24 protein-coding genes, 1 tRNA gene and 2 pseudogenes are annotated in these 25163 nt (G+C 72.5%); 13 read left to right on the top strand and 14 right to left on the bottom strand.

Translation table 11 applies throughout. The features are described from left to right. Window position 1 precedes the first annotated feature (1 nt). Window positions 2–913 (top strand): ABC transporter ATP-binding protein, encoded by a 912-nt coding sequence (locus ACIP4Y_RS05435; RefSeq protein ID WP_358639800.1) that lies wholly within the window; start codon window positions 2–4, stop codon window positions 911–913. Continuing rightward, the gene (locus ACIP4Y_RS05430) at window positions 910–1626 is read left to right on the top strand and encodes an ABC transporter ATP-binding protein (RefSeq protein WP_358639798.1); all 717 of its coding nucleotides are present in this window, start codon (window positions 910–912) and stop codon (window positions 1624–1626) included. The genes ACIP4Y_RS05435 and ACIP4Y_RS05430 overlap by 4 nt, the downstream gene beginning before the upstream one ends. Before the next feature lie 86 nt (window positions 1627–1712). Here ACIP4Y_RS05430 and ACIP4Y_RS05425 read toward each other — a convergent pair whose 3' ends face one another. Next, on the bottom strand, window positions 1713–2369 hold the full coding sequence (locus ACIP4Y_RS05425; protein ID WP_358639796.1) for a response regulator: 657 nt from the start codon (window positions 2367–2369) through the stop codon (window positions 1713–1715). 102 nt (window positions 2370–2471) lie between these two features. Here ACIP4Y_RS05425 and ACIP4Y_RS05420 point away from each other — a divergent pair. Both ACIP4Y_RS05420 and ACIP4Y_RS05415 read left to right on the top strand, forming a co-directional pair. After that, window positions 2472–2544 (top strand) — tRNA-Leu (locus ACIP4Y_RS05420). A gap of 105 nt (window positions 2545–2649) precedes the next feature. Further along, window positions 2650–3417 carry a transcriptional regulator gene (locus ACIP4Y_RS05415; protein WP_401387976.1) on the top strand — a complete coding sequence of 256 codons (768 nt, stop codon included), beginning with the start codon at window positions 2650–2652 and terminating at the stop codon, window positions 3415–3417. 13 nt (window positions 3418–3430) lie between these two features. Here ACIP4Y_RS05415 and pyk read toward each other — a convergent pair whose 3' ends face one another. Further along, a complete protein-coding gene (pyk, locus tag ACIP4Y_RS05410; RefSeq protein ID WP_401387973.1) occupies window positions 3431–4867 on the bottom strand; it encodes a pyruvate kinase in 1437 nt (478 codons plus the stop codon). Between the two features lie 218 nt (window positions 4868–5085). Between pyk and ACIP4Y_RS05405 the strand changes: the two genes are divergently transcribed. Beyond that, on the top strand, window positions 5086–6891 hold the full coding sequence (locus ACIP4Y_RS05405; protein WP_401387971.1) for a bifunctional metallophosphatase/5'-nucleotidase: 1806 nt from the start codon (window positions 5086–5088) through the stop codon (window positions 6889–6891). Here ACIP4Y_RS05405 and ACIP4Y_RS05400 read toward each other — a convergent pair. Beyond that, window positions 6888–7031, bottom strand: a complete 144-nt coding sequence (locus tag ACIP4Y_RS05400) for a hypothetical protein (protein WP_401387968.1) — start codon at window positions 7029–7031, stop codon at window positions 6888–6890. The genes ACIP4Y_RS05405 and ACIP4Y_RS05400 overlap by 4 nt on opposite strands. A 215-nt stretch (window positions 7032–7246) precedes the next feature. On the opposite strand from ACIP4Y_RS05400, the gene ACIP4Y_RS05395 reads away from it, so the two are divergent. Next, complete coding sequence (locus ACIP4Y_RS05395; protein ID WP_401387965.1) at window positions 7247–7810, top strand: hypothetical protein; 564 nt, start codon at window positions 7247–7249, stop codon at window positions 7808–7810. Here the strand turns inward: ACIP4Y_RS05395 and ACIP4Y_RS05390 are convergent. From ACIP4Y_RS05390 to ACIP4Y_RS05365, 6 genes and pseudogenes are all read right to left on the bottom strand, one after another. Next, on the bottom strand, window positions 7785–9197 hold the full coding sequence (locus tag ACIP4Y_RS05390; RefSeq protein ID WP_401387962.1) for a lysine N(6)-hydroxylase/L-ornithine N(5)-oxygenase family protein: 1413 nt from the start codon (window positions 9195–9197) through the stop codon (window positions 7785–7787). The two genes, ACIP4Y_RS05395 and ACIP4Y_RS05390, sit on opposite strands and share 26 nt — an antisense overlap. Continuing rightward, a complete protein-coding gene (locus ACIP4Y_RS05385; RefSeq protein WP_401387959.1) occupies window positions 9194–10561 on the bottom strand; it encodes a pyridoxal phosphate-dependent decarboxylase family protein in 1368 nt (455 codons plus the stop codon). Before ACIP4Y_RS05385 ends, ACIP4Y_RS05390 begins: the two co-directional genes overlap by 4 nt. Window positions 10562–10728: 167 nt before the next feature. After that, window positions 10729–11553 (bottom strand): NAD(P)H-binding protein, encoded by an 825-nt coding sequence (locus ACIP4Y_RS05380; protein ID WP_401387956.1) that lies wholly within the window; start codon window positions 11551–11553, stop codon window positions 10729–10731. Window positions 11554–11669: 116 nt separating this feature from the next. Next, the gene (pepN, locus tag ACIP4Y_RS05375; RefSeq protein ID WP_401387953.1) at window positions 11670–14171 is read right to left on the bottom strand and encodes an aminopeptidase N; all 2502 of its coding nucleotides are present in this window, start codon (window positions 14169–14171) and stop codon (window positions 11670–11672) included. A 127-nt stretch (window positions 14172–14298) separates the two neighbouring features. After that, the gene (locus tag ACIP4Y_RS05370) at window positions 14299–14649 is read right to left on the bottom strand and encodes a chorismate mutase (protein WP_401387950.1); all 351 of its coding nucleotides are present in this window, start codon (window positions 14647–14649) and stop codon (window positions 14299–14301) included. Between the two features lie 52 nt (window positions 14650–14701). Beyond that, a pseudogene (locus ACIP4Y_RS05365) lies at window positions 14702–15481 on the bottom strand (helix-turn-helix domain-containing protein); the annotation flags it as partial. On the opposite strand from ACIP4Y_RS05365, the pseudogene ACIP4Y_RS05360 reads away from it, so the two are divergent. Then, window positions 15447–16038: pseudogene (locus tag ACIP4Y_RS05360) on the top strand (beta-galactosidase); the annotation flags it as partial. The pseudogenes ACIP4Y_RS05365 and ACIP4Y_RS05360 sit on opposite strands and share 35 nt — an antisense overlap. Before the next feature lie 106 nt (window positions 16039–16144). Next, entirely contained in the window at window positions 16145–17026 is an 882-nt protein-coding gene (locus ACIP4Y_RS05355; protein ID WP_401387947.1) for a hypothetical protein, read from the top strand. Window positions 17027–17074: 48 nt separating this feature from the next. Here ACIP4Y_RS05355 and ACIP4Y_RS05350 read toward each other — a convergent pair whose 3' ends face one another. Beyond that, window positions 17075–17248 carry a hypothetical protein gene (locus ACIP4Y_RS05350; protein WP_401387944.1) on the bottom strand — a complete coding sequence of 58 codons (174 nt, stop codon included), beginning with the start codon at window positions 17246–17248 and terminating at the stop codon, window positions 17075–17077. Between the two features lie 138 nt (window positions 17249–17386). Further along, on the bottom strand, window positions 17387–18304 hold the full coding sequence (sigJ, locus tag ACIP4Y_RS05345) for an RNA polymerase sigma factor SigJ (RefSeq protein WP_401387941.1): 918 nt from the start codon (window positions 18302–18304) through the stop codon (window positions 17387–17389). 101 nt (window positions 18305–18405) lie between these two features. On the opposite strand from sigJ, the gene ACIP4Y_RS05340 reads away from it, so the two are divergent. After that, window positions 18406–18780 (top strand): hypothetical protein, encoded by a 375-nt coding sequence (locus ACIP4Y_RS05340; protein ID WP_401387938.1) that lies wholly within the window; start codon window positions 18406–18408, stop codon window positions 18778–18780. 40 nt (window positions 18781–18820) lie between these two features. Here the strand turns inward: ACIP4Y_RS05340 and ACIP4Y_RS05335 are convergent, their stop codons facing one another. Further along, complete coding sequence (locus tag ACIP4Y_RS05335) at window positions 18821–19744, bottom strand: SDR family oxidoreductase (RefSeq protein WP_401387935.1); 924 nt, start codon at window positions 19742–19744, stop codon at window positions 18821–18823. A gap of 1 nt (window position 19745) precedes the next feature. Beyond that, entirely contained in the window at window positions 19746–20537 is a 792-nt protein-coding gene (locus ACIP4Y_RS05330; protein ID WP_401387932.1) for an SDR family oxidoreductase, read from the bottom strand. 85 nt (window positions 20538–20622) lie between these two features. On the opposite strand from ACIP4Y_RS05330, the gene ACIP4Y_RS05325 reads away from it, so the two are divergent. From ACIP4Y_RS05325 to ACIP4Y_RS05310, 4 genes are read left to right on the top strand one after another with little or no spacing between them, the layout of a single operon-like run. After that, window positions 20623–21375: an enoyl-CoA hydratase family protein gene (locus ACIP4Y_RS05325; protein WP_401388687.1), complete on the top strand. Its 753-nt coding sequence runs from the start codon at window positions 20623–20625 to the stop codon at window positions 21373–21375. Beyond that, complete coding sequence (locus ACIP4Y_RS05320) at window positions 21376–22227, top strand: CoA transferase subunit A (protein WP_401387929.1); 852 nt, start codon at window positions 21376–21378, stop codon at window positions 22225–22227. Next, window positions 22224–22964: a CoA-transferase subunit beta gene (locus ACIP4Y_RS05315; protein WP_401387927.1), complete on the top strand. Its 741-nt coding sequence runs from the start codon at window positions 22224–22226 to the stop codon at window positions 22962–22964. Before ACIP4Y_RS05320 ends, ACIP4Y_RS05315 begins: the two co-directional genes overlap by 4 nt. After that, window positions 22964–24022: an NAD(P)H-dependent flavin oxidoreductase gene (locus tag ACIP4Y_RS05310; protein WP_401387925.1), complete on the top strand. Its 1059-nt coding sequence runs from the start codon at window positions 22964–22966 to the stop codon at window positions 24020–24022. Before ACIP4Y_RS05315 ends, ACIP4Y_RS05310 begins: the two co-directional genes overlap by 1 nt. Here ACIP4Y_RS05310 and ACIP4Y_RS05305 read toward each other — a convergent pair. Next, window positions 24006–25163, bottom strand: a complete 1158-nt coding sequence (locus ACIP4Y_RS05305) for an acetyl-CoA C-acetyltransferase (protein ID WP_401387923.1) — start codon at window positions 25161–25163, stop codon at window positions 24006–24008. The genes ACIP4Y_RS05310 and ACIP4Y_RS05305 overlap by 17 nt on opposite strands.

Below are 25163 nucleotides of genomic sequence, written 5' to 3'. Positions count from 1 at the left end.
CATGACCACCGACACCACCACCAAGGACACCACCCCCGGCGCCGCCGCGCCCGGCGAGACCGTCCTCGACGCCCGCGGCGTGACCATGCGCTTCGGCGGCCTCACCGCCGTACGCGGCGTCGACCTCACCGTCGGCGCCGGCGAGATCGTCGGCCTCATCGGCCCCAACGGCGCCGGCAAGACCACCTTCTTCAACTGCCTGACCGGCCTCTACGTCCCCACCGAGGGCGAAGTCCGGTACAAGGGCAACGTCCTGCCGCCCAAGTCCTTCAAGGTCACCGCGGCCGGCATCGCACGCACCTTCCAGAACATCCGGCTCTTCGCCAACATGACCGTCCTGGAGAACGTGCTCGTCGGCCGGCACACCCGCACCAAAGAAGGCTTCTGGTCCGCCGTACTGCGCGGCCCCGGCTTCCACAAGGCCGAAAAGGCCTCCAGGGACCGCGCCATGGAACTGCTGGCCTTCGTCGGCCTCGACCACAAGGCCGAACACCTCGCCCGCAACCTGCCCTACGGCGAACAGCGCAAACTCGAGATCGCCCGCGCCCTGGCCAGCGAACCCGGACTGCTGCTCCTCGACGAGCCGACGGCCGGCATGAACCCGCAGGAGACCCGGACCACCGAGGAACTGGTCTTCGCCATCCGGGACATGGGCATCGCCGTCCTCGTCATCGAGCACGACATGCGCTTCATCTTCAACCTGTGCGACCGCGTGGCCGTACTCGTCCAGGGCGAGAAGCTCATCGAGGGCGACAGCGCGACCGTCCAGGGCGACGAACGGGTGGTCGCGGCCTACCTCGGCGAACCCTTCGAGAACGCGCCCGGCGCCGAGGAGGTGGCCGAGGTGGAAGCCGCCGAGGCCCACGCCGAGACCACCACGGACGCCGCGCCCGGCAAGGAGAACGACCGATGACCACACTGCTGGAAGTCGAGGACCTCAGAGTCGCCTACGGCAAGATCGAGGCCGTCAAGGGCATCTCCTTCAAGGTCGAGGCCGGTCAGGTCGTCACCCTCATCGGCACCAACGGCGCCGGCAAGACCACCACCCTGCGCACGCTGTCCGGACTGCTCAAGCCGGTCGGCGGACAGATCAAGTTCAACGGCAGGTCACTGAAGAAGGTCCCGGCCCACCAGGTGGTCTCGCTGGGCCTCGCCCACTCCCCCGAGGGGCGGCACATCTTCCCGCGCATGAGCATCGAGGACAACCTGCGCCTCGGCGCGTTCCTGCGCAACGACAAGCCCGGCATCGAGAAGGACATCCAGCGCGCCTACGACCTCTTCCCCATCCTCGGGGAGCGGCGCAAGCAGGCCGCGGGCACCCTCTCGGGCGGTGAGCAGCAGATGCTGGCGATGGGCAGGGCGCTGATGTCCCAGCCGAAGCTGCTGATGCTGGACGAGCCGTCGATGGGTCTGTCGCCGATCATGATGCAGAAGATCATGGCGACGATCGCCGAGCTGAAGGCGCAGGGCACCACGATCCTGCTGGTCGAGCAGAACGCCCAGGCCGCGCTCTCCCTCGCCGACCAGGGTCATGTCATGGAGGTCGGCAACATCGTCCTCTCCGGCACGGGACAGGACCTGCTGCACGACGAGTCCGTCCGCAAGGCCTACCTCGGCGAGGACTGATCCGTCCGCACGGATCCGTCCGTATACGACGACGAGGCCCGCGCCCTCTTCTCCGGGGCGCGGGCCTCGTCGTACGCAGGGGCCGCTCAGCTCTTCTTGGCCGCCTTCTTCTCCTCGCTGTCCGCGATGACCGCCTCCGCGACCTGCTGCATCGACATGCGGCGGTCCATGGACGTCTTCTGGATCCAGCGGAAGGCGGCCGGCTCGGTCAGGCCGTACTCCGTCTGCAGGATGGACTTCGCGCGGTCGACCAGCTTGCGGGTCTCCAGCCGCTGGCTGAGGTCGGCGACCTCCTTCTCCAGCTGCTTCAGCTCGGTGAACCGGGAGACGGCCATCTCGATCGCCGGGACGACGTCGCTCTTGCTGAACGGCTTGACCAGGTACGCCATGGCACCGGCGTCCCGGGCGCGCTCGACGAGGTCGCGCTGCGAGAAGGCGGTGAGCATCAGGACCGGCGCGATGGACTCCTCGGCGATCTTCTCGGCCGCGGAGATGCCGTCCAGCTTGGGCATCTTCACGTCCAGGATGACCAGGTCCGGCCTGTGCTCGCGGGCCAGCTCGACGGCCTGCTCACCGTCCCCGGCCTCGCCGACGACGGTGTACCCCTCCTCCTCCAGCATTTCCTTGAGGTCGAGCCGGATCAGTGCCTCGTCCTCGGCGATGACGACACGGGTCGTCAGCGGAGGCACGTGCGACTTGTCGTCGTCGGGCACGTCTACGGGCTGGGGCGACTCGGCGGTCACGGGGGCTCCTCGTTCAGGGCAGGGGTACTGCTGACAAGAGCCTACCTAGCTACGGTAAGGTGGGGGCACGGCGGGTGCCCGTCGACCTTGCTTTTCAAGGGAGCCCCGGTAGCCCAGCGGTAGAGGCAATGGTCTCAAACACCATCCAGCGTCGGTTCGAATCCGACCCGGGGTACTTTTCCTAAGAAATGAAGGTTCCCTCAAAAAGCGGACGTTCACGTTCTCGTGAACCTCCGCTTTTTGCCGCGTGTCGCCGCGAACGGCCTCGCAGGGTTTTCCCATGTACGACATCAGTACACGTATGCGAGCCCTTGCGCTGGTGGCTCAGGGGCGCAGCCTGAACTCCGTCAGCAAGGAAACGGGTATCTCCCGCCATGCGATCACCTGCTGGCTGACCCGGCTGGAACCGCTGTCCCGGACACCGCCCTGCGTCCGATGCCGGGTCACACCAGGAGTCCCGGAAGATCGCCCGGCATACGCTTACCTGCTGGGTCTCTACCTGGGCGACGGCTACATCATCTCCAAGCCGAGGCACCACTACCTCATGGTCACGTGCACCGCCTCGTGGCCCGGACTGGTCGATGCGGCCGAGGACGCCATGCGTAGGGTCCAGCCCGAGCCCAGCATCAGCCGTCTCGAACGGACAGGCTGTATCGACGTCAAGTCCTACACGAAGCACTGGGCGTGTCTGCTGCCCCAGCACGGCCCCGGCAAGAAGCACGAGCGCCCCATCGTCCTCGAACCCTGGCAGCAAGCCATCGTCGACGCCCACCCCTGGGAGTTCATCCGGGGTCTCATCCACTCGGACGGCTGCCGTATCACCAACTGGACGACCCGGATGGTCGGCGGTGAGCGCAAGCGGTACGAGTATCCGCGCTACTTCTTCACCAACAAGTCGGACGACATCCGGGGCCTGTACACCGGCACCCTCGACAAGGTGGGCGTCGAGTGGACGCACTGTGCCCGCAACGGAGACCCCTACAACGTCTCTGTCGCCAAGAAGGCCTCCGTGGCACTGCTCGACACCCACGTCGGCCCCAAGTACTGACGGGGGGCTCCCGTCACTTCGGGCTGTCGTCCTCGCCGATGTGGTGGACGCGGACCATGTTGGTCGAGCCGGAGACGCCGGGCGGTGAGCCTGCCGTGATGACCACCACGTCGCCCTTCCGGCAACGGCCGTACTTCAGGAGCAGTTCGTCCACCTGGTCGACCATGGCGTCGGTGGAGTCGACGTGCGGGCCGAGGAAGGTTTCCGTGCCCCAGGTGAGGCTGAGCTGGGAGCGGGTGGCCGGTTCCGGGGTGAAGGCGAGGAGGGGGATCGGGGAGCGGTAGCGGGAGAGGCGGCGGGCGGTGTCTCCGGACTGGGTGAACGCGACCAGGAACCTGGCGCCGAGGAAGTCGCCCATCTCGGCGGCGGCCCGGGCGACCGCGCCGCCCTGGGTGCGCGGCTTGTTCCGCTCGGTCAGCGGAGGCAGGCCCTTGGCCAGCATGTCCTCCTCGGCCGCTGCGACGATCTTCGCCATGGTGCGTACGGTCTCGACCGGGTACTTGCCGACGCTGGTCTCGCCGGAGAGCATCACGGCGTCGGTGCCGTCGAGGACCGCGTTGGCGACGTCGGAGGCCTCGGCGCGGGTGGGCCGGGAGTTCTCGATCATCGAGTCGAGCATCTGGGTGGCGACGATCACCGGCTTGGCGTTGCGCTTGGCGAGTTTGACGGCGCGCTTCTGGACGATCGGCACCTGTTCCAGCGGCATCTCGACGCCGAGGTCGCCGCGGGCGACCATCAGGCCGTCGAAGGCGGCGACGATGCCGTCGAGGTTCTGCACCGCCTGCGGTTTCTCGATCTTGGCGATCACCGGGAGGCGGCGGCCTTCGTCGGCCATGATCCGGTGCACGTCGGCGGCGTCGTCGCCGCTGCGGACGAAGGAGAGGGCGATCACGTCGAAGCCGGTGCGCAGGGCCCAGCGCAGGTCGTCCCGGTCCTTCTCGGACAGGGCGGGGACGGAGACGGCGACGCCGGGCAGGTTCAGGCCCTTGTGGTCGGAGACGACGCCGCCTTCGAGGACCCGGGTGCGCACGCGGGGGCCGTCGACGGCGGTGACTTCCAGGCAGACCTTGCCGTCGTCCACGAGGATGCGCTCACCGGGGGTGACGTCGGCGGCGAGGCCGGCGTAGGTGGTGCCGCACTGGTGGCGGTCGCCTTCGGCGCCGTCCTCCACGGTGATGGTGAAGGTGTCGCCGCGTTCAAGGAGTACGGGGCCTTCGGTGAAGCGGCCGAGCCGGATCTTCGGGCCCTGAAGGTCGGCGAGGATTCCGACGCTGCGGCCGGTTTCGTCGGCTGCCTTCCGCACGCGTCGGTAGCGCTCCTCGTGCTCGGCGTGCGTGCCGTGGCTGAGGTTGAAGCGGGCGACGTCCATTCCGGCCTCGACCAGTGCCTTGATCTGGTCGTACGAGTCGGTGGCGGGCCCCAATGTACAGACGATTTTTGCTCGGCGCATGGGTCGAGCCTAGGGCTTACCCGCGGGTAGAGAATTGGCGCCGTATGACTACTCAAGGGACTTTCGGCAAAGCCTTATTGACAACTGTTGAATTGTGCGGCGGTCCGCTCCTATGAGCGATGGTCACCAGATCGCAACCTTCCGGACCTGTTGTCGGAAGTCATGCTCAGGTCAGAATCTACGCGCGTTGTTCGATCACCGCCAAGGAGAACCGAGACATGCCGTTGAACCGCCGGAAGTTCCTGAAGAAGTCCGCCGCCACCGGAGCGGGAGTGGCGATCGCCGGTGCGGCGGCGGCCCCGGCGGCCGAGGCGGCGGAACTCACGAAGCCCGGGCACCCCGTGAAGCGGTACTCCCTGACCGTGATGGGCACGACCGACCTGCACGGGCACGTCTTCAACTGGGACTACTTCAAGGACGCGGAGTACGCCGACAAGGCGGGCAACGCGATGGGCCTCGCCCGGATCTCCACCCTGGTCGAGCAGGTGCGCAAGGAGAAGGGCCGCTGCAACACCCTGCTGCTGGACGCCGGTGACACCATCCAGGGCACCCCGCTGACCTACTACTACGCCAAGGTGGACCCGATCACCGCCAAGGGCGGCCCGGTGCACCCGATGGCGCAGGCGATGAACGCGATCGGGTACGACGCGGCGGCCCTCGGCAACCACGAGTTCAACTACGGCATCGAGACGCTGCGGAAGTTCGAGGACCAGCTCGACTTCCCGCTGCTCGGCGCCAACGCGGTGGACGCGAAGACGCTGAAGCCCGCCTTCCCGCCGTACTTCATGAAGACGTTCCACGTGCCGGGCGCCAAGCCGGTGAAGGTCGCCGTGCTCGGCCTGACCAACCCGGGCATCGCGATCTGGGACAAGGCCTACGTCCAGGGCAAGCTGGCGTTCCCGGGCCTGGAGGAGCAGGCCGCCAAGTGGGTGCCGAAGCTGAGGTCGATGGGCGCGGACGTGGTCGTCGTCTCGGCGCACTCGGGCACCTCGGGGACGTCGTCGTACGGCGACCAGGTGCCGTACGTGGAGAACGCGGCGGCCAACGTGGCCAGGCAGGTGCCCGGGATCGACGCGATCCTGGTCGGCCACGCGCACGTGGAGATCCCGGAGCTGAAGGTCGTCAACGAGCAGACCGGCAGGACGGTCGTACTGTCGGAGCCGCTGTGCTACGCCGAGCGGCTCACCCTCTTCGACATCGAGCTGGTGTTCGGCAAGGGCCGCTGGGAGGTCGAGTCGGTCTCCGCGTCGCTGCGCAACTCCAACTCCGTCGCCGACGACCCGAAGATCACCAAGCTGCTCACCGACGAGCACCGGAAGGTCGTCGCGTACGTCAACCAGGTCGTGGGCCGGGCCACCGAGACCCTGACGACCGTCGAGGCCCGCTACAAGGACGCCCCGATCATCGACCTGATCACCAGGGTGCAGGAGGACGTGGTCAAGGCGGCGCTCGCGGGCACCGAGTACGCCTCGCTGCCGGTGATCGCCCAGGCCTCGCCGTTCTCCCGGACCTCCGAGATCCCGGCCGGCAACGTCACCATCCGGGACCTGTCGAGCCTGTACGTCTACGACAACACGCTGGTCGCCAAGCTGCTGACGGGTGCCCAGGTGCGGGCGTACCTGGAGTATTCGGCGGAGTACTACGTCCGGACGGCCGCCGATGCCACGGTCGACGTGGAGAAGCTGACCAACGCCGGCGGCCGTCCGGACTACAACTACGACTACGTGTCGGGTCTGTCGTACGACATCGACATCGCGCAGCCGGCCGGGTCGCGGATCAAGAACCTGACCTTCGGCGGGGCCGCGCTGGACGACGACCGGCAGTTCGTGTTCGCGGTGAACAACTATCGGGCCAACGGCGGCGGTGCCTTCCCGCACGTCGCCACCGCCAAGGAGCTGTGGTCGGAGTCGACGGAGATCCGTACCCGGATCGCGGAGTGGGTGACCGCGAAGGGTGTCCTGGACCCGAAGGACTTCGCGTCGGTGGACTGGAAGCTGGTGCGCGACGGCAAGCCGGTCTTCTAGAGCCGCAGGAGTGACGGGTCGACGGCGTCGGTGATCGCCTTGGCGCCGGCGTCGTTGACGTGCAGGCCGTCGCCGCTGTCGAACTCGGCGCGGATGCGTTCGGGTTCGGTCGGGTCGGCGACGGCGGCGGCGACGTCCACGACCGCGTGGAAGGGGTGCGTGCCGCCGAGCAGCCAGGCGTTGACCTCGCGCCGCGCGGCCTGGCCGGACGCGGTGTCGTAGCCCTCGTAGACCGTGCCCCGGCAGGGGCCGAGGGTGGCGCCGATGACGGTGAGGCCGGCGGCGCGCAGCCGCTCGGCGAGGTGGTGAGCCCGGCGACGAGGTCGGCCGCGGTGGGGCCGTCGGCCGGTTCCGGGTGGGCGCGGAAGCCGGGCATGCCGAGGTCGTTCAGGCCGAGCAGGTGTTCGCCGATCTCGTCGGTGAGCAGCCGGTTGCCGGAGATGCCCTGGTTGACGATCCAGCCTCGGGGCAGGCGGCGGCTGAGCTGGGCGGGGAAGCTGTGGTCGCGGCCCGGTGTGGTGGCGGCGCCCTCGGTCCAGGAGTCACCGAAGGCGACGGCGATCCTGGTGCCCTCGGGGGCGCGGACGTCGGCGCCGATCCCGAAGTGGCCGGTCGGCACCTCCTCGGCGTCGCGCAGGTTCTCGGCGGACAGTTGGTCGCCGGGCGCGGCGTGGCCGAGGTCGTAGGGCACGCCCGAGTAGGTGGTCGAACCGGTGTCGCCGGGCAGGTACAGGGTGACGGTGAGTTCCTGGCCTGCGGTGACGGGTTGTTCGGCGGGGTCGCTGACGAGTTCTCCGCCGGCTGGGATCTCGGCGGTCGGGGCACCCGTGAAGGTGTCGTGATCATGGTCAGCACCAACGCCGCCGTGGCGGGCTTGGTCCGTTCCCGGCGGCTCACCTTCCTTCGACGAGCGGAGTGAGCCGTTGCGGTTGCCTGGCCTGGGGCACCCGGGCGGCCGGCTGCTCCAGTCCGAAGGAGGTGAAGGCGGTGCGCTGCGGGAGCGGGTACGGCTCTTTACTGGTGAGCGCGTTGAGGATGGTGGCGCTGCGCCAGGCGGCCAGGCCGAGGTCGGGGGCGCCGACGCCGTGCGTGTGCAGTTCGGCGTTCTGGACGTAGACGGAGCCGGTGACCGAGGGGTCGAGGGCGAGGCGGAACTCCGCGTCGATGCGGGGGCGTTCGCTGCTGTCGCGGCGGATGTAGGGGTCGAGTCCGGCGAGGAGGCGGCCGAGGGGGCGTTCCCGGTAGCCGGTGGCGAGGACGACGGCGTCGGTGGTGAGCCGGGAGCGGCTGCCCTGCTGGAGGTGCTCCAGGTGCAGCTCGATCCTGGCGGTGGCGATGCGGCCGGCGGTGCGGACGCGGACACCGGGGGTGAGGACGGTGTCGGGCCAGCCGCCGTCCAGGGTGCGCCGGTACAGCTCGTCGTGGATGGCGGCGAGGGTGCCGGTGTCGATGCCCTTGTACAGCTGCCACTGGGCGGCGGTGAGCCGGTCGCGGACGGGTTCGGCGAGGGCGTGGAAGTAGCGCGTGTAGTCGGGCGTGAAGTGTTCCAGGCCGAGCTTGGAGTACTCCATGGGCGCGAACGCCTCGGTCCGGCCGATCCAGTGCAGCTTCTCCCGGCCGGCCGGGCGGTGCCGGAGCAGGTCCAGGAAGACTTCGGCGCCGGACTGTCCGGAGCCGACGACGGTGACGTGCCCGGCGGCGAGGATGCTGTCGCGGTGGTCGAGGTAGTCGGCGGCGTGGACGACGGGCACGCCGGGCGCGTCCACCAGGGGCTGGAGAGGGTCGGGGACGTAGGGGGCGGTGCCGATGCCGAGGACGATGTTGCGGGTGTGGGTACGGCCGAGGGCCTCGGCCTCGCCCTCGGCGTCGAGCTGGGTGAAGTCGACCTCGAAGACGTCCCGTTCGGGGTTCCAGCGGACGGCGTCGACCTGGTGGCGGAAGCGCAGCCCGGGGAGGGACTGTGCGACCCAGCGGCAGTAGGCGTCGTACTCGGCGCGCTGGATGTGGAAGTGCTCGGCGAAGTAGAAGGGGAAGAGCCGCTCGCGGGTCCTGAGGTAGTTGAGGAAGCTCCAGGGGCTGGTGGGGTCGGCGAGGGTCACCAGGTCGGCGAGGAAGGGGACTTGGACGGTGGCGCCCTCGATGAGCAGTCCGGGGTGCCAGTCGAAGCGGGGGCGCTGTTCGTAGAAGACGGCGTCGAGTTCGGCGAGCGGGTGGGCGAGGGCGGCGAGGGAGAGGTTGCACGGGCCGATGCCGATGCCGACCAGGTCGCGGGGGGCGGCGGGGTCGTGGCGTGGGGGGTGGGTCATGCGGGGGTGTTTCCTTCGGCGAGTTCGGCGAGTTTGAGCAGCTGGGCCAGGTCGTCCGGCTGGGTGTGGGGGTTGAGGACGGTGGCCTTGAGCCAGAGCCGGCCGTCGGCCCGGGCGCGGCCGAGGACGGCTCGGCCGTCGTGCAGCAGTCTGCGGCGGACGGCGGCCACGGCGTCGTCGTCGGCGCCGGCGGGGCGGAACAGGACGGTGCTGATGACGGGCCGGTCGTACAGCTCGAAGCCGGGGTGTTCCCGGACGAGCGCGGCGAATGCGCGGGCCCGGGTGCAGACCTGGTCGGTCAGTGCGCCGAGCCCGCTGCGGCCCAGCGTCTTGAGGGTGACGGCGATCTTCAGGATGTCGGGGCGGCGGGTGGTGCGCAGGGAGCGGCCGAGCAGGTCGGGGAGTCCGGCCTCGGTGTCGTCGTCGGCGTTCAGGTAGTCGGCGCGCTGGTGGAGGGTGGCGAGTTCGTGGGGGCGGGCGAGGGCGAGGAGCCCGGCGGCGACCGGCTGCCAGCCGAGCTTGTGCAGGTCGAGGGTGAGGGTGTGGGCGGCTTCGAGGCCGGCGAGTTTGTCGCGGTGCCGGTCGCTGAAGAGGAGGCCGCCGCCGTAGGCCGCGTCGATGTGCAGCCGGGCGCCGTGGGCGGTGCACAGACCGGCGATCTCGGGCAGCGGGTCGATGAGGCCGGCGTCGGTGGTGCCGGCGGTGGCGGCGACGAGCAGTGGGCCGGGGAGGGCGGTGAGGGCCTCGTCGACGGCGGCGGGGTCCAGGGTGCCGTTCGGGGTGGGGATCACGACGGGGTCGGGCAGGCCGAGCAGCCAGGCGGCGCGGGGCAGGGAGTGGTGGGCGTTGGCGCCGCACACGAGGCGCACGCCCCCGCCGTGCGCCTCGCGGGCGAGCAGCAGGGCGAGCTGGTTGGATTCGGTGCCGCCGGTGGTGACGAGGGCGTCGGCGAGGCCGGCGGTGCGGGCGAGGGTGCGGGCGACCGCGGCTTCCAGGGCGGAGGCGGAGGGGGCCTGGTCCCAGGAGTCCAGGGAGGGGTTGAGGGCGCTGGCGGCGAGGTCGGCGGCGGCGGCCACGGCGAGCGGCGGGCAGTGCAGATGGGCCGCGCACAGCGGGTCGGCGGGGTCGGCGGCGCCCGCGGCGAGCACCTGTACGAGGGTGTGCAGGGCGTCCGGGTCGCCGGTGTCCGGCAGGACGTCCCCGAGGGCGTCGGCGACGCGGGCGGCGACGGCGTCCGGTCCGCCGGCGGGCAGGGGTCCGCCGCGCTCGCGGCCGCCGGCCGCGAGTGCGGCGAGCACGGTGTCGAGGAGGGGCCGCAGGGCGTCGGGGCCGCCGGGACCCGAGGCCAGGGGTGGCGTGCTCATGAACCCTCCTCCGCTCGCGCACCCCGCCTCGGGTCCGGGGGCTTCCGGCTCGGGGGTGGAGTTCCAGCTTGTACCGGAAGGGAGCCCTGTGTCCCGAAAGCCCGGAGAACGGAACCCGAAAGTGTGTACTGCCGTCCCCGGTGGAGGTGTTGGGGGCCTGCCCGGGGCTACGCGCGGAAGTCGTCGGCGTGGTCGCGGGCCCACTGGGCGAAGGTGCGGGCGGGGGCGCCGGTGAGTTCCTGCACGGTGCCGGTGATCTCCGGGGGGACGCCGACGGTCTCGGCGAAGGTCTGCAGCAGCCGTTCGAGCATCTGCGGCGGCACGTGCGGGAACAGCTCCCGGCCCGCTTCGGCCGGGTCGATCTCGACGAAGGTCAGCTTCCGGCCGAGGGCCTCGCCGATCGCCGCGACCTGGTCGGCGTTGCTGGTCGCTTCGGGTCCGGTGAGCCGGTGCACGGCGCCTTCGTGGCCGGGGTCGAGCAGGACGCGTTCGGCGACGGCCGCGATGTCGTCCTCGTGGATGGGGGCGGACAGGCCTTCCGCGAAGGCGCCGCGGACGGTGTCGCCGGCGCGGATCTGCGGGGCGTACTGGAGTGCGTTGGTGGCGAAGGCGTTGGGGCGCAGGAACGTCCAGTCGAGCCCGCTGTCGCGGATCTGCTGCTCAGCGGTGGCGTGCATGACGTGGATGGGGTGGGTCTCGTCGGCGCCCTCCTGGACGATGCCGCTGGAGAGCAGCACGACGTGCCGCACGCCGTGCTCGCGGGCCGCCGCCAGCAGCGGGGCCGTGCCGGTCTGGGCGTACAGGAAGAGCTTCGTGGCGCCGGTGAACAGGGCGGCGGGGTCGTCCGGCCGGAACCGCACCACCTCGGCCCGCTCGGGCAGTGCGGCCCGCTGCGGGTCGCGGGTCAGCGCCCGGACGGGCTGTCCCGCTGCGAGGAGACGGTCGACTAGGGCACGGCCGACGTTGCCGGTCGCGCCGGTCACTACGATCACGGTGCTGCCTCCGGTGCTCGGTTGATCGCTGACCTCCCGAGCCTAGGAACGGCGGCCGGTCCGCCGCATCGTCGGCAGGGACCAGCCGCGTCCTACGTCGCAGGACCTACGCCGTCCTACTCCCCCTCCTCCGTCCGCTGTCCGTCGCGCACGTTCAGTGCGCGGGACAGGTCGTCCAGGCGGTCGGCGAGGGTGCGGCGCAGGGCCGGGGTGAGGTCGGCGTCGCGCAGGCAGGCTTCGCCGAGTGCCAGGTTCTCGGTGTCGACGGCGTGGGCCGGGAAGGCCCAGCGGCCGGCGGCGACGGCGATGGCGGGGCCGCGGCGGGCGGCGACGGCGACCGCGTCCGCGTAGAAGCGCGGCACGTACTCCCGTACCAGCTCGGCCTGTTCGGGCTGCCAGAAGCCCTGGGCGGTGGCCGTGAAAAGGTAGTTGGACAGGTCGTCGCCGGCGAACATCGCCTCCCATGCGGTGCGCTTGGCCGCCGGGTCGGGCAGGGCGGCGCGGCAGCGGGCGGCGCCCTCCTGGCCGGTGGCGCTCGGGTCGTGCGCCAGCTCGGCGGCGATGGTGTCCTCGTCGGTGGCGCCGAGCACGGCGAGCCGGGCGAGGATGCGCCAGCGCAGCTCGGGGTCGAGTTCCGGGCCGCCGGGCACCGTGCCGTCGGCGAGCCAGGCGGCGATGGTCTCGGGGTGGGCGGCCACGGAGATCAGGTGCCGTACGGCGATCAGCCGCAGGCCGGGGTGGTCGCCGTCCTCGGTGCGCCGCAGCAGGTCGCGGCAGAGCGAGGTGAGGGTGGCCAGGGCGGCCGGGCGGTCCTCGGGTGTCAGGTACTGGTCGGCGAGCTGGCCGGCGGCGAAGGCGAGGACGCCCTGGGCGACGGCCAGGTCGGTCTCGTGGGGCAGGTGGGCGCGGGCCGTCTCCAGGTAGGCGGCGGGCGGGAGTTCGCCGTCGCGGACGGCGTCCCTGAGGGCGTTCCAGACGACCGCGCGGGTGAGCGGGTCGGGCAGGCCGGACAGGGCGGTGCGGACGGTCTCGAAGGACGTGGCGTCGAAGCGGAGCTTGGCGTAGGTGATGTCGCCGTCGTTGAGGAGGATCAGTGCGGGGCGCTTGCCGATGGGCTGCGGGGCGGCCTGAGGGACGTCGAGGTCGATGCGCTCGCGCAGCACCAGCCGGCCTTCGCCGGCGACGTCGTGGTCGTACAGGCCGGCGCTCAGGCGGTGCGGGCGGCTGCCCGTGCGGTCGGCGGTCAGGGTGCAGGTGCTGCCGGCGGGGGCGATCGCCGGGGTGAGTGTGTCGACGCCGGTGGTGCGCAGCCAGCTGTCGGCCCAGGCGGGCACGTCGCGGTCGGTGGCCGAGGCGAGGGAGTCGATGAAGTCGGCGAGCGTGGCGTTGCCGAACCTGTGCCGCTTGAAGTGGGTGTTGATGCCGGCGAGGAAGTCCTTCTCGCCGAGCCAGGCGGCCAGCTGGCGCAGCGCGGAGGCGCCCTTGGCGTAGGAGATGCCGTCGAAGTTGAGCAGGGCGGAGGCGGTGTCGTCGACGTTCTCGGGGGCGACCGGGTGGGTGGTGGGCCGCTGGTCGGCGTCGTAGCCCCAGGCCTTGCGGGTGACGCCGAACTCGGTCCAGGGGTCGGTGAACCGGGTGGCCTCGGCGGTGGTCTGGTAGCCCATGTACTCGGCGAAGGACTCGTTCAGCCAGATGTCGTCCCACCACTTGAGGGTGACGAGGTCGCCGAACCACATGTGGGCCATCTCGTGTGCGATGACCATGGCGCGGGTCTGCCGCTCGGTGTCGGTGACGGCGGAGCGGTAGACGAAGTCGTCGCGGAAGGTGACCAGGCCGGGGTTCTCCATGGCGCCCGCGTTGAACTCGGGGACGAACGCCTGGTCGTAGGAGTCGAAGGGGTAGGGCTCCTCGAACTTCTCGTGGTAGCGGTCGAAGCACGCGCGCGTGATGTCGAGGATCTCCTCGGCGTCGGCGTCGAGGTGGGGTGCGAGCGAGCGGCGGCAGTGGATGCCGAAGGGCAGTCCGCGGTGTTCGGTGCGCACCGAGTGCCAGGGGCCGGCGGCGACGGCGACCAGGTAGGTGGAGACCGGCGGGGTGGGCGCGGCCCGCCAGACGCCGTCGCCGCGGTGCTCGGTGATGCCGTTGGCGAGGACGGTCCAGCCCTCGGGCGCCTTGACCGAGACCTCGAAGACGGCCTTGAGGTCGGGCTGGTCGAAGGCGGCGAAGACGCGCTGGACGTCGTCCATGAACATCTGCGTGTAGACGTACGTCTCGCCGTCGCTGGGGTCGGTGAAGCGGTGCATGCCCTCGCCGGTGCGGGAGTAGCGCATGACCGCGTCGAGGCGCAGTTCGTGCGCGCCGGCGGTGAGGTTCTTCAGCGGGAGCCGGCCCTCGCACAGCGACTCCGGGTCGAGCGGCTGTCCGTCGAGCGTGACGCTGCGCAGCTCGGCGGGCTTCAGCTCGACGAACGTGTCCCCGTCGGACCGCGCGGTGAACCGGATCGCGGTACGGGAGTCGAAGGTCTCGGCACCGGTGGTGAGGTCCAGGTCGACCGTGTAGTGGTGGACGTCGAGGAGCTGTGCTCGGAGCTGCGCTTCGTCGCGCGTGAGTACGGACATGCAGGACATGCTGCCTGATGGGACCCACAGCGCACAGGGGCGGATCGGTACACGGCTTTTGTCCCCTGTGCGCGCCCCTGTCCCGCTGCCGTGCCGGGCCCCGGCCGGGCCCTGGTCAGTCGCGTGTTCAGGCGTCGTGCGCCGGTTGCCCGTTGTGGGTGTCCTCGGCGATCCGCTCGTGGTGCCGGATCACCTCGGCGATGATGAAGTTCAGGAACTTCTCGGCGAACGCCGGGTCGAGCTTGGCGTTCTCGGCGAGGCTGCGCAGCCGTTCGATCTGCCGGGCCTCGCGGCCCGGGTCGGCGGGCGGCAGCTGGTGCAGCGCCTTGAGCCGGCCGACCTGCTGGGTGCACTTGAAGCGCTCGGCGAGCATGTGGACGACGGCCGCGTCGATGTTGTCGATGCTGTCGCGCAGCCGGTCCAGTTCCTGGCGGACCTCGGGGTCGACGGCACCGTTGCCGGTGTTGCTGGTGGTCATGGGGGCCCACCCTATGCGCTGCGGGGGCCTGGTCCCACGGGGTGTCCGGGGAGTGGATCAGCGGCGGATCGGCGGGGTCGGGGACGCGGTCGCTCCAGCCGCCGGGGACGGCACGGCCCTGCCGGGCGCGGAACCGGACGGGGGGAGGCCGACGCGCCGGGTGAACAGCCGGAGAAGCAGGCGGGTCGTCGCAGCCGACGCGGCGGGCGACGGCCGCGACGGGCAGTTCGGTGGCGGTGAGGAGGTCCCCGGCCCGGGCGAGCCGGATGCCGAGCAGGTGGTCCTTCGGGGTGCAGCCGGCCGCCCGGCGGACCGGGTCGCGCAGCTCGGCGGTGCTCATCCCGTGCCGGGCGGCGTGGTCGGCGACGCTCAGCAGTGTGCCGGCGTCCCGGGCGAGGGCGGCCGGCACCCGGTCGCCGTCGGGGGCCGGGTCGGCGCGGGCGCGGCGCAGGGCGACGAGGAGTCCGTGGACGGCGGCGCCGGTCTCCACCTCCAGCAGGGGGTTGCCCGGGCGGGCGGCCCGGGCGATGCGGGCGATGACCGCGCGGGGCCCGGCGGCGCCGGAGAGCGGGACGGCGGACCGGTCGGGTTCGATGCAGCCGAGGTCGCGGTAGGCGGCGGTGGCGGGTCCGGCGAAGTCGACGAAGCCCTCGTCCCAGCCGGTGTCGGGGTCGGGCGCGCAGGGGTGGGGTACGCCGGGGGTGAGCCACGGCGGGGCGGGCGCGGTGACGGTCGTACGGCGGCCGCCGGCGCTGCGGTACCAGCCGCGGCCCGAGCTGATCACCACGGCCACGCGGGACCTGCCGCCGGGGCCCGCCGTGCCGGGTGCCCCGGCCGGGGCCGCGCTCACCGGCTGGGCGCCCCTGGCCGGGGTGCTGGATGCGCTGGGCGGACCCGTGCGCGGGCTGCGGGATCTGGCTGTGGTGTACGTCGACGGGGAGCGGGCCGGAGTGCTCGCCGAGGAGGAGCCGCGGCTGGAGGAGCCTGTCGCGGGCCCCGCGCGTGGAGCTGGGGGAGTCCCTGGGGCGGGTGAACCACGGGCCGCGGCTCGGCGAGGCGAAGGGCGTCACCGGCGGCCTCCTGCACGAGCGGAAGTATCTGCACGGGGTATGCGCGGGGGCTGGATCTGGACGCGTTCGCCGACGGGGTGGCCGCGGTGTCCTTCGGTGCGCCGCCCGGCGAGGGGGCGCCGGGGCTGTACCGGGGCTCGGTCACGGTCCGCGGGGCCGGGGAAGCCCGGCTTTGAGCTGCCGGGCCTGACGCGCGGGCCTGGGTTACTGGTCGGCGGGGCCAGCGGTTGCTGTGCCTGCCCGGGCCGGTGCTGCGGGAGGCGCGAACGAGGTGTGGCTGCTGGAGCCGGACGGGGGCGGACCGGGCCCGTCGGCGCCGCGCCTGCGGCCCGTGCGACCGGCCGCCCGCCCGGGTCGTTCCCGTCTGCGCCGGGGCCCTCCCGCCTACAGTGGAGGGAAGTTCCGGCGTCTTTGGGGGTGCCGACGTGGCGAACGGCGGACCGGTCCAGCACGGCTACCCGCACCTGGAGACGGTGCGGGCCGCCGTCACCGCGCTGTACCGGCGGCTGTCCCGCGACACCGTCGAGACGTTCTCCGTGAGCGTGGCCCCCGCCGACGTGGCCTTCTGCGACATCGACGACCTGTATCTGGGCGCGCAGCGGGTGGCGCGGGAGATCGTGCGGCACTTCCGGCTGCCGGACGCGCGGCTGATCGTCGGCTTCCGGGAGATGACCCACGCGGCGAACGTGGAACTGGCGGCGGGCCCGGAGTACTTCGTCGAGTTGAACGACCGGTTCCGCACCCACCGCAGGGACATCGGCGCGGCCCTCGCCCACGAGGTGGCCCACGTCTACCTGCACCGCCTGGACCTCGCCTTCCCCACCACGGCGGAGAACGAGATCCTGACGGACACGGCGACGACCTATCTGGGCGCGGGCTGGCTGCTGCTGGACGCCTACCGGGAGGACGGGGTGTCGTCGCAGAAGCTCGGCTATCTCACCCCGGAGGAGTTCGGGTACGTCCTGGCCAAGCGGGCGCTGCTGTTCGGCGAGGACCCGTCCCTGTGGTTCACCAGCCCGCAGGCCCACACCGCCTACGTCAAGGGCATGGACCTGGCCCGCCGGGACGGGCAGCAGCCCCCGCTGACCGGGGCCGGCTGGGCGGGCCGCCGCCGCTACGCCCACGACCGCCGGCACGCGGACGCCGCTGCGCCGACGGCCGGCTACTCCTTCAGCCCCGACAGCGGCGGCCGCCTCCGGGTGAGCTTTCCGTGCCCGACCTGCCACCAGCGGATCAGGGTGCCGGTACAGGGGCGGGTGCGGGCGCGGTGCGGGCTGTGCCGGACGGTGCTGGAGTGCGACACGTAGCCGTGCCGCCCCTTGCCCGTCCGGCTCGGCCGGCCGAGCGGCGCGGTGTCAGCCCTCGTGGTCCGTCACCGCCCGGCGGGGCAGTGCCGCGCACAGCACCGCGCACACCGCGAACACGCCCACGACCCAGGACATCGCGTCGGAGAGCGCCTCGCCCAGCCCCTCCCCCGCGGCCCCGAAGAACACCGTGCCGATCACCGCCGCGCCCAGCGCCCGCGACATCGTGGCGGCGTGCGAGGAGTTCAGCACCGAGGAGCTGGAGACGTGGTCCGCTTCCTGAGCGTGATGGCGGAGCGGCAGCGCGAGGCCGCCGCCCGGCTCACCTCCCGGTGAGGGGACCGGGGGCTCGCCGGGGGCTCGCTAGCCCTCCCGGATCCACGGCCGCAGTTTCTCCGGGTTGCGGACCGCCCAGATCCTGGTGACGCGTCCGTCGGAGACGTCGAACGAGGCCACGGTCAGGACGGCGCCGGCCCGCTGGGCCACCAGGCCCGGCAGCCCGTTGACCGACCGCTCCACGAGTTCGAGCCCCGGGGCCTTGTCGGCGATCGCGGCCATGTACTGGGCGATGCGCGTACCGCCCTCGACCGGGCGCAGGACGGCGCCCACCATGCCGCCGCCGTCGGCGGTCATCACGGCGGCCGGGTCGAGGAGACCGACGAGGGCTGCGATGTCCTTGGTCTGCCACGCCTCTTTGACGTGCCGCACCACGTCGGCCCGGCCGGCGGCCGGCACCGGAGCGCGCGCGACGCCCACCCGCCGCCGGGCGGAGGCCGCCAGCTGCTTGCAGGCAGCAGGGGTCCGGCCGAGCACGGCGGCGATCTCGGCGAACGGGTACCGGAAGACGTCGTGCAGAACGAACGCCACCCGCTCGGCGGGCGTCATCGACTCCAGGACGACGAGGAAGGCCATGGTCACCGACTCGTCCAGGACGATCTGGTCGGCGGGATCCGCCGGGCCGGTCGCGTCGGCGCCGCCCGCGTGGTCCTCTTCGGCGCGGTCGGGCAGCGGCTCGGGCAGCCACACGCCGACATAGCGTTCACGGCGGGCCCGCGCCGAGCCGAGCAGGTCCAGGCAGATGCGGCTGGTCACCGTCGTCAGCCAGGCGCCGGGGGACAGGATCTCCTCCTGCCGGCTTCGCGGGAGCCCGTACCAGCGTGCGTAGGCGTCCTGTACGGCGTCCTCCGCCTCGGTCACCGAACCGAGCAACCGGTAAGCGACGTTGATCAGTTGGCGTCGCTCGCCGGCTATCCCGTCCGTGCCTGTCCCGGCAGTCCCCATACTTCCGGCCGCCCCCTCGCCTTACCTTTCGCAGGCCCGCGTCGTCGGACGGGTGAGACCTTATCGATCCACTGCCCGAGGGCGGACAAGGGGACTGTGACATGGCCACTCAGGTGACGGCGACGGTGAACGCACGGCGCGGCTCCTCGTTCCTGCGGATCGCGATCGCCCTGCAGACCCTGACCATCTTTCTCCAGGCGGTCTCCGCCGGACTGCTGCTGACCTCGTCCTACGGACAGACGCTGCACAGCGTCGGCGCCCGGGTGATGTACGGGGCGTCGATGCTGTACCTGCTCGCGGCGGTGCTGGCGTGGAAGCCGGGCGGCGGCTCGCCCCGGCCCGTCCGGCACGCCTCGGGTTTCCTCGTACTCGCCTCGGTGCAGGTCGTGCTCGGCATCGCGCACGTCCCGTCGGTGCATCTGCCCCTGGGCGTCCTGATGTTCGGGCTGAGCGTGCTGGCGCTGGCCCGGCGCTAGGCATGCCGAGCGGGAACCCGCGGGGGCACCCGCGGGTTCCCTACGCCCCGTACACCCGGCCCGGCGGTTCCGCCTGCGCCAGCAGTCGCCGGGCCGCCTCCCCCGCCTCGGCCGGCGTCCGGCGGGCTCCCCTGTCGGCGGTGGGGCCGCGGCGCCAGCCCTCCATGACGGTGATCCGGCCGCCCTCCGCCTCGAACACCCGGCCGGTCACCCCCGCGCTGCCGGCCGAGCCGAGCCAGACCACGAGCGGGGAGACGTTCTCGGGTGCCATGGCGTCGAAACCGGCGGCCGGTGCGGTCATGGCCGCGGCGAAGGTACGTTCCGTCATGCGGGTGCGGGCGGCCGGTGCGACGGCGTTGACCTGGACGCCGTAGCGGGCCAGTTCGGCCGCCGCGACCAGGGTGAGGCCGATGATCCCGGCCTTGGCGGCGCTGTAGTTGCCCTGCCCGACCGAGCCGAGCAGGCCGGCCCCGCTGCTGGTGTGGACGACCCGGGCCACGGGGGTGCGGCCGGCCTTGGCCTCGGCCCGCCAGTACGCGGCGGCGTGCTTCAGCGGCAGGAAGTGGCCCTTGAGGTGGACCCGGATCACGGCGTCCCAGTCGTCCTCGCCCAGATTCACCAGCATCCGGTCGCGCAGGAAACCGGCGTTGCTGACGAGGGTGTCGAGCCGGCCGTAGGTCTCCAGGGCGGTGCGGACCAGGCCGGCCGCGCCCGCGCCGGTGGCGATGTCGGCGTGGTGGGCGACCGCGTCACCGCCCGCCGCCCGGATCTCCGCCACGACGGCGTCCGCCGGCCGCTCGGCGTCGGGCGCGCCGTCCAGCGCGACGCCCAGGTCGTTGACGACCACCCGGGCGCCCTCGGCCGCGAAGGCAAGCGCGTGCGCCCGGCCGAGCCCACGACCGGCACCGGTGACGACCACGACCCGGCCCGAACAGATTCCGTTCGTCCTTGCGGGCACGCTCATGTCAGCTCTCCCTGCCTGCAGTCGGGGCTTCGGGGGTGTCGGGTCCGGGGGTGGCCGCGTCCAGGAACGCCGGTCTCTCCCCGCCTCCGTGCACCTGCAGGCTCGCCCCGCTGATGTAGGCGGCGGCGTCGGAGGCGAGGAAGACGGCGGCGGCGCCGACGTCGGCGGGAAGGGCCAGGCGGCCCAGCGGGACGGTGCGGGAGACGGCGGCGATGCCGTCGGGACCGCCGTAGTGCTGGTGGGCCAGGCCGGTGCGGACCATGCCGACGACGAGCGTGTTGACCCGGACCTCCGGCGCCCACTCCACGGCCATGGAGGCGGCCAGGTTCGCCAGCCCCGCCTTGGCCGCGCCGTAGGCGGCCGAGCCGGGCGAGGGCCGGCCCCCGCTGACGCTGCCGACCATCACGATCGAGCCCTTGCTGCGCCGGAGGTGGTCGTAGGCGGCGAGGGACGCGGTGAGCGGGGTGATCAGGTTCAGCTCGACGACCTTGGCGTGCCGTTCGGCGCCGGCGTCGGTGAGGCGCCGGTACGGGGTGCCGCCCGCGTTGTTGACGAGCACGTCCAGCCGGGGCAGCGCGGCGAAGAAGGCCCGGACGGCGGGCGGGTCGCGCAGGTCCAGCGGAGCGAACTCGACGCCGGGCGACGGCTGCTCGGGAGGCCGGCGGGCGCAGGCCAGGACCCGGGCGCCCGCGTCCGCGAAGGACCGGGCGATCCCCGCGCCGACCCCTCGCGTGCCGCCGGTGACCACGACGGTGCTGCCGCGCAGTGAGCTCTCCACAGGCGCGTTGTCCACAGGGCCTCCCGCATGTCTGCGCCGACTGCTAGCTTCGAAGCCTCGCACCTAACAAATGTTTGGTGGAAAGGTAGCTGATGTGGCCATGGGTGTCTCCTGTTCGTCCCCGGAAAAGGGGATTTCCGTAGTCACCGTCGACTATCCGCCGGTCAACGCGCTGCCGGTGCGCGGCTGGTTCGCCCTGGCCGACGCCGTGCGCGCGGCGGGCCGGGACCCGGGGATCCGCTGCGTGGTCCTGGCCGCCGAAGGGCGCGGGTTCAACGCGGGCGTGGACATCAAGGAGATACAGACGGCCGGCCAGGAGGCCCTGATCGGCGCCAACCGGGGCTGCGCGGAGGCCTTCGCGGCGGTCTACGAGTGCGAGACACCGGTGGTCGCGGCGGTGCAGGGCTTCTGCCTGGGCGGCGGGATCGGCCTGGTGGGCAACGCGGACGCGGTGGTGGCGAGCGAGGACGCGGCCTTCGGACTGCCCGAGCTGGACCGGGGCGCGCTGGGCGCGGCGACCCATCTGGCCCGGCTGGTCCCGCAGCACCTGATGCGCGCGCTGTACTACACCGGGCGCACGGCGAGCGCCGCCGAACTGCACGCGCACGGCTCGGTGTGGCGGGTGGTGCCGCGCGCGGAGCTGCCGGGGGCGGCGCTGGAGCTGGCCCGGCAGATCGCCGCGAAGGACGGGCGGCTGCTGCGCATGGCCAAGGCCGCCATCAACGGCATCGATCCGGTCGACGTGCGCCGCAGCTACCGCTTCGAGCAGGGCTTCACCTTCGAGGCCAACCTCGGCGGCGTGGCCGGCCGGGTCCGCGACACGTTCGGAAAGCAGGAGAAGGAGGGGGTGTAGATGGCCGACAAGACGATGACCGCCGAGGAGGTGGTGTCCCGGCTGGCGAGCGGGATGACCCTCGGTATCGGCGGCTGGGGTTCGCGCCGCAAGCCGATGGCGCTGGTCCGGGCGCTGCTGCGGTCCGACATCGGTGATCTGACGGTCGTGGCGTACGGCGGCCCGGACGTCGGCATGCTGGCCGCCGCCGGCCGGATCCGCAGGCTGGTCACCGCGTTCGTCACCCTGGACTCCGTCCCGCTGGAACCGCACTACCGGGCGGCGCGCGAGCGCGGCGGCTTCGCGCTGACGGAGGTCGACGAGGGGATGTTCCAGTGCGGGTTGCGCGCGGCGGCGCAGCGCCTGCCGTTCCTGCCGGTGCGGGCGGGGATCGGTTCGGACGTCATGCGGGTCAACCCCGGCCTGAGAACGGTGACGTCGCCGTACGCGGACGGGGAGACGCTGGTGGCGATGCCCGCGCTGCGGCTGGACGCGGCCCTGGTGCACGTCCACCGCGCCGACCGGCTGGGCAACGGCCAGTGCCTGGGCCCGGACCCGTACTTCGACGACCTGTTCTGCGAGGCGGCGGACGCGGCCTACGTCTCCTGCGAACGGATCGTGGACACGGCCGAGCTCACCAAGGCGGCCGTCCCGCAGTCGCTGCTGCTCAAGCGGCTCGCGGTGACGGGAGTGGTGGAGGCGCCGAACGGCGCGCACTTCACCTCGTGCGCCCCCGAGTACGGCAGGGACGAGGAGTTCCAGCGGCGGTACGCGGCCACGCCCTGGCCGCAGTTCGCCGCACGCTTCCTCGGCGCGGACGAGGCGGCCTACCGGGCGGCGGTCCAGGGCTGGCGGACGGAGCAGGAGCGATGAGCGCCACCCGCGCCGAGTACTGCGTGATCGCCTGCGCCGAGGCCTGGCGCGGCGCCGGGGAGGTCCTGGCGAGCCCGATGGGGCTGATCCCGTCGCTGGGTGCGCGGCTGGCCCGGCTGACCTTCGCGCCGGACCTGCTGCTGACCGACGGCGAGGCCCTGCTGGTCCGCCCGGACGGCACCCCGGAGGGCTGGCTGCCCTACCGGCAGCACCTGGAGCTGGTGGCGGGCGGCCGGCGGCACGTGATGATGGGCGCGAGCCAGCTCGACCGGTTCGGCAACCAGAACATCTCCTGCATCGGCGACTGGTCGCAGCCCCGCAGGCAGCTCCTGGGCGTGCGCGGGGCACCGCTGAACACCCTGAACAACCCGACGAGTTACTGGGTCCCGAGACACTCCCGGCGGGTGTTCGTGGAGCGGGTGGACATGGTGTGCGGGGTGGGGTACGACCGGGCGGCAGGCCTGGGTGACGCGGCCCGGTTCCACCGCATCGCCCGGGTCGTCACCGACCTCGCGGTGCTCGACTTCGCGACCCCCGACCACTCGATGCGGCTGGTCTCGGTGCATCCGGGGGCGAGCGTGGAGCAGGTGCGGGAGGCGACGGGGTTCCCGCTGGCCGTGCCGGACGAGGTGCCGTGCACCCGGGAGCCGGAGGCGGCGGAACTGCGGCTGATCCGCGAGGTGCTGGACCCGGAGGGGGCGCGCACGCGCGAGGTGCCGGAGGGGGCGGGGGGCTGATGGAGACCGCGCTGACCCGGCTGGTCGGGGTCCGCCATCCGATCGTGCAGACCGGGATGGGCTGGGTGGCCGGGCCCCGTCTGGTCTCGGCGGCGGCGAACGCCGGCGCACTCGGCATCCTGGCCTCCGCGACGATGACGCTCGATCAGCTGCGGGACGCGATCAGGGAGGTACGGTCGCGGACCGGCGCGCCGTTCGGGGTGAACCTCCGGGCCGACGCGGGCGACGCACCGGACCGGGTGCGGATCCTGCTGGAGGAGGGCGTGCGGGTGGCCTCCTTCGCCCTGGCCCCCTCCCCCGCGCTGATCGCCGAGCTGAAGGCGGCGGGCGTGGTGGTGATCCCGTCCGTCGGGGCCCGGCGGCACGCCGAGAAGGTGGCGGCCTGGGGCGCGGACGCGGTGCTCGTGCAGGGCGGCGAGGGCGGCGGGCACACCGGCGAGGTGGCGACGAGTGTGCTGCTGCCGCAGGTGGTCGACGCGGTGCGGATACCGGTGGTGGCGGCGGGCGGTTTCTTCGACGGGCGGGGCCTGGTGGCGGCGCTTTCGTACGGGGCGGCCGGGGTGGCGATGGGCACGCGGTTCCTGCTCACCTCCGACTCGACGGTGCCGGACGCGGTGAAGGCCCGGTATCTGGCGGCGACGGCCCGGGACGTCACGGTGACCCGGGCGGTGGACGGCCTGCCGCACCGGATGCTGCGCACCGACCTGGTGGCGGCGCTGGAGCGGTCGGGCCGGATGCGTGCCTTGGCGCACGCGGTGCGGCGGGCGGCCGGCTTCCGGCGGCTGTCGGGGCTCACCTGGCGGCAGTTGGTCCGCGACGGCCTCGCCGTCAGGCACGGCAGGGAGTTGTCCTGGAGTCAGGTGCTGCTCGCCGCCAACACGCCGATGCTGCTGAAGGCGGCGATGGTGGACGGCCGGACGGATCTGGGGGTGATGGCGGCCGGGCAGGTCGCCGGGGTGATCGACGACCTGCCGTCGTGCGCGGAGCTGGTGGAGCGGACCATGCGGGAGGCGGAGGAGGTGCTGACCGCACTGTCGGGGCTCAGAGCCGTTCGATGATCGTCACGTTGGCCTGGCCGCCGCCTTCGCACATGGTCTGGAGGCCGTAGCGGCCGCCGGTGCGTTCCAGTTCGTGCAGGAGGGTCGTCATCAGCCGGGCGCCGGTGGCGCCGAGGGGGTGGCCGAGGGCGATCGCGCCGCCGTTGACGTTGACTTTGGCGGGGTCGGCGCCGGTCTCCTTCAGCCAGGCGAGGACGACCGGCGCGAAGGCCTCGTTGATCTCCACGAGGTCGATGGCGTCGAGGGTCAGGCCGGTCTTCTTCAGGGCGTGCGCGGTGGCCGGTATGGGCGCGGTGAGCATGCGGATGGGGTCCTCGCCGCGAGCGGAGAGGTGGTGGACGCGGGCGCGCGGGCGCAGTCCGTGGTCCCGTACCGCCCGTTCGGAGGCGAGCAGCAGGGCCGCGGCCCCGTCGGAGACCTGGGAGGAGCAGGCCGCGGTGACGGTGCCGCCGTCGAGGACGGGCCGCAGCGTGGCCATCTTCTCCAGGGAGGTGTCCCGGCGCGGGCCCTCGTCCACGGTGACCTGGCCGCAGGGGACGGTCTCGCGGTCGAAGCGGCCGGTGTCGATCGCCCAGATCGCGCGCCGGTGCGAGCGCAGAGCGAACTCCTCCTGCTCCACGCGGCCGATGCCCCACTGGGCGGCGATCATCTCGGCGCCGGCGAACTGGTCGACGGGCCGGTCGCCGTAGCGGGCGCGCCAGCCGGTGCTGCCGAGGAAGGGGCCGTCGGTCAGGCCGAGGGGGACGGCGGCCTGCCGGGAGGCGAAGGCGATGGGGACCTGCGACATGTTCTGCACCCCGCCGGCGACCACCAGGTCCTGGGTGCCGGAGAGCACGGCCTGCGCGGCGAAGTGCACGGCCTGCTGGGAGGAGCCGCACTGCCGGTCGACGGTGACGCCGGGCACCTCCGCGGGGAGGCCGGCGGCCAGCCAGCTGGTGCGGGCGATGTCGCCGGCCTGCGGCCCCACGGCGTCCAGACAGCCGAAGACCACGTCGTCCACGGCGGCCGGGTCGATCCCGGAGCGCTCCACCAGCGCGGTGAGCACCCGCGCGCCCAGGTCGGCCGGGTGGACCGCGCTCAGTCCTCCCCCGCGCCGCCCGACCGGTGTGCGGACCGCTTCGACGATGTAGGCCTCGGCCAT

Source organism: Streptomyces sp. NPDC088810, assembly GCF_044750305.1.
Classification (GTDB): Bacteria; Actinomycetota; Actinomycetes; order Streptomycetales; family Streptomycetaceae; genus Streptomyces.
This window is presented reverse-complemented; position numbering and strand designations above follow the sequence as displayed.

Bases quoted from the DNA above. Each gene is read 5' to 3' on its own strand.
- ACIP4Y_RS05435 (WP_358639800.1), top strand. From the start codon at position 2: ATGACCACCGACACCACCACCAAGGACACCACCCCCGGCGCCGCCGCG.
- ACIP4Y_RS05430 (WP_358639798.1), top strand. From the start codon at position 910: ATGACCACACTGCTGGAAGTCGAGGACCTCAGAGTCGCCTACGGCAAG.
- ACIP4Y_RS05415 (WP_401387976.1), top strand. From the start codon at position 2,650: ATGTACGACATCAGTACACGTATGCGAGCCCTTGCGCTGGTGGCTCAG.
- pyk (WP_401387973.1), bottom strand. From the start codon at position 4,867: ATGCGCCGAGCAAAAATCGTCTGTACATTGGGGCCCGCCACCGACTCG.
- ACIP4Y_RS05405 (WP_401387971.1), top strand. From the start codon at position 5,086: ATGCCGTTGAACCGCCGGAAGTTCCTGAAGAAGTCCGCCGCCACCGGA.
- ACIP4Y_RS05390 (WP_401387962.1), bottom strand. From the start codon at position 9,197: ATGACCCACCCCCCACGCCACGACCCCGCCGCCCCCCGCGACCTGGTC.
- ACIP4Y_RS05385 (WP_401387959.1), bottom strand. From the start codon at position 10,561: ATGAGCACGCCACCCCTGGCCTCGGGTCCCGGCGGCCCCGACGCCCTG.
- pepN (WP_401387953.1), bottom strand. From the start codon at position 14,171: ATGTCCGTACTCACGCGCGACGAAGCGCAGCTCCGAGCACAGCTCCTC.
- ACIP4Y_RS05370 (WP_401387950.1), bottom strand. From the start codon at position 14,649: ATGACCACCAGCAACACCGGCAACGGTGCCGTCGACCCCGAGGTCCGC.
- ACIP4Y_RS05350 (WP_401387944.1), bottom strand. From the start codon at position 17,248: ATGTCGCGGGCGCTGGGCGCGGCGGTGATCGGCACGGTGTTCTTCGGG.
- sigJ (WP_401387941.1), bottom strand. From the start codon at position 18,304: ATGGGGACTGCCGGGACAGGCACGGACGGGATAGCCGGCGAGCGACGC.
- ACIP4Y_RS05340 (WP_401387938.1), top strand. From the start codon at position 18,406: ATGGCCACTCAGGTGACGGCGACGGTGAACGCACGGCGCGGCTCCTCG.
- ACIP4Y_RS05335 (WP_401387935.1), bottom strand. From the start codon at position 19,744: ATGAGCGTGCCCGCAAGGACGAACGGAATCTGTTCGGGCCGGGTCGTG.
- ACIP4Y_RS05325 (WP_401388687.1), top strand. From the start codon at position 20,623: ATGGGTGTCTCCTGTTCGTCCCCGGAAAAGGGGATTTCCGTAGTCACC.
- ACIP4Y_RS05320 (WP_401387929.1), top strand. From the start codon at position 21,376: ATGGCCGACAAGACGATGACCGCCGAGGAGGTGGTGTCCCGGCTGGCG.
- ACIP4Y_RS05315 (WP_401387927.1), top strand. From the start codon at position 22,224: ATGAGCGCCACCCGCGCCGAGTACTGCGTGATCGCCTGCGCCGAGGCC.
- ACIP4Y_RS05310 (WP_401387925.1), top strand. From the start codon at position 22,964: ATGGAGACCGCGCTGACCCGGCTGGTCGGGGTCCGCCATCCGATCGTG.
- ACIP4Y_RS05305 (WP_401387923.1), bottom strand. From the start codon at position 25,163: ATGGCCGAGGCCTACATCGTCGAAGCGGTCCGCACACCGGTCGGGCGG.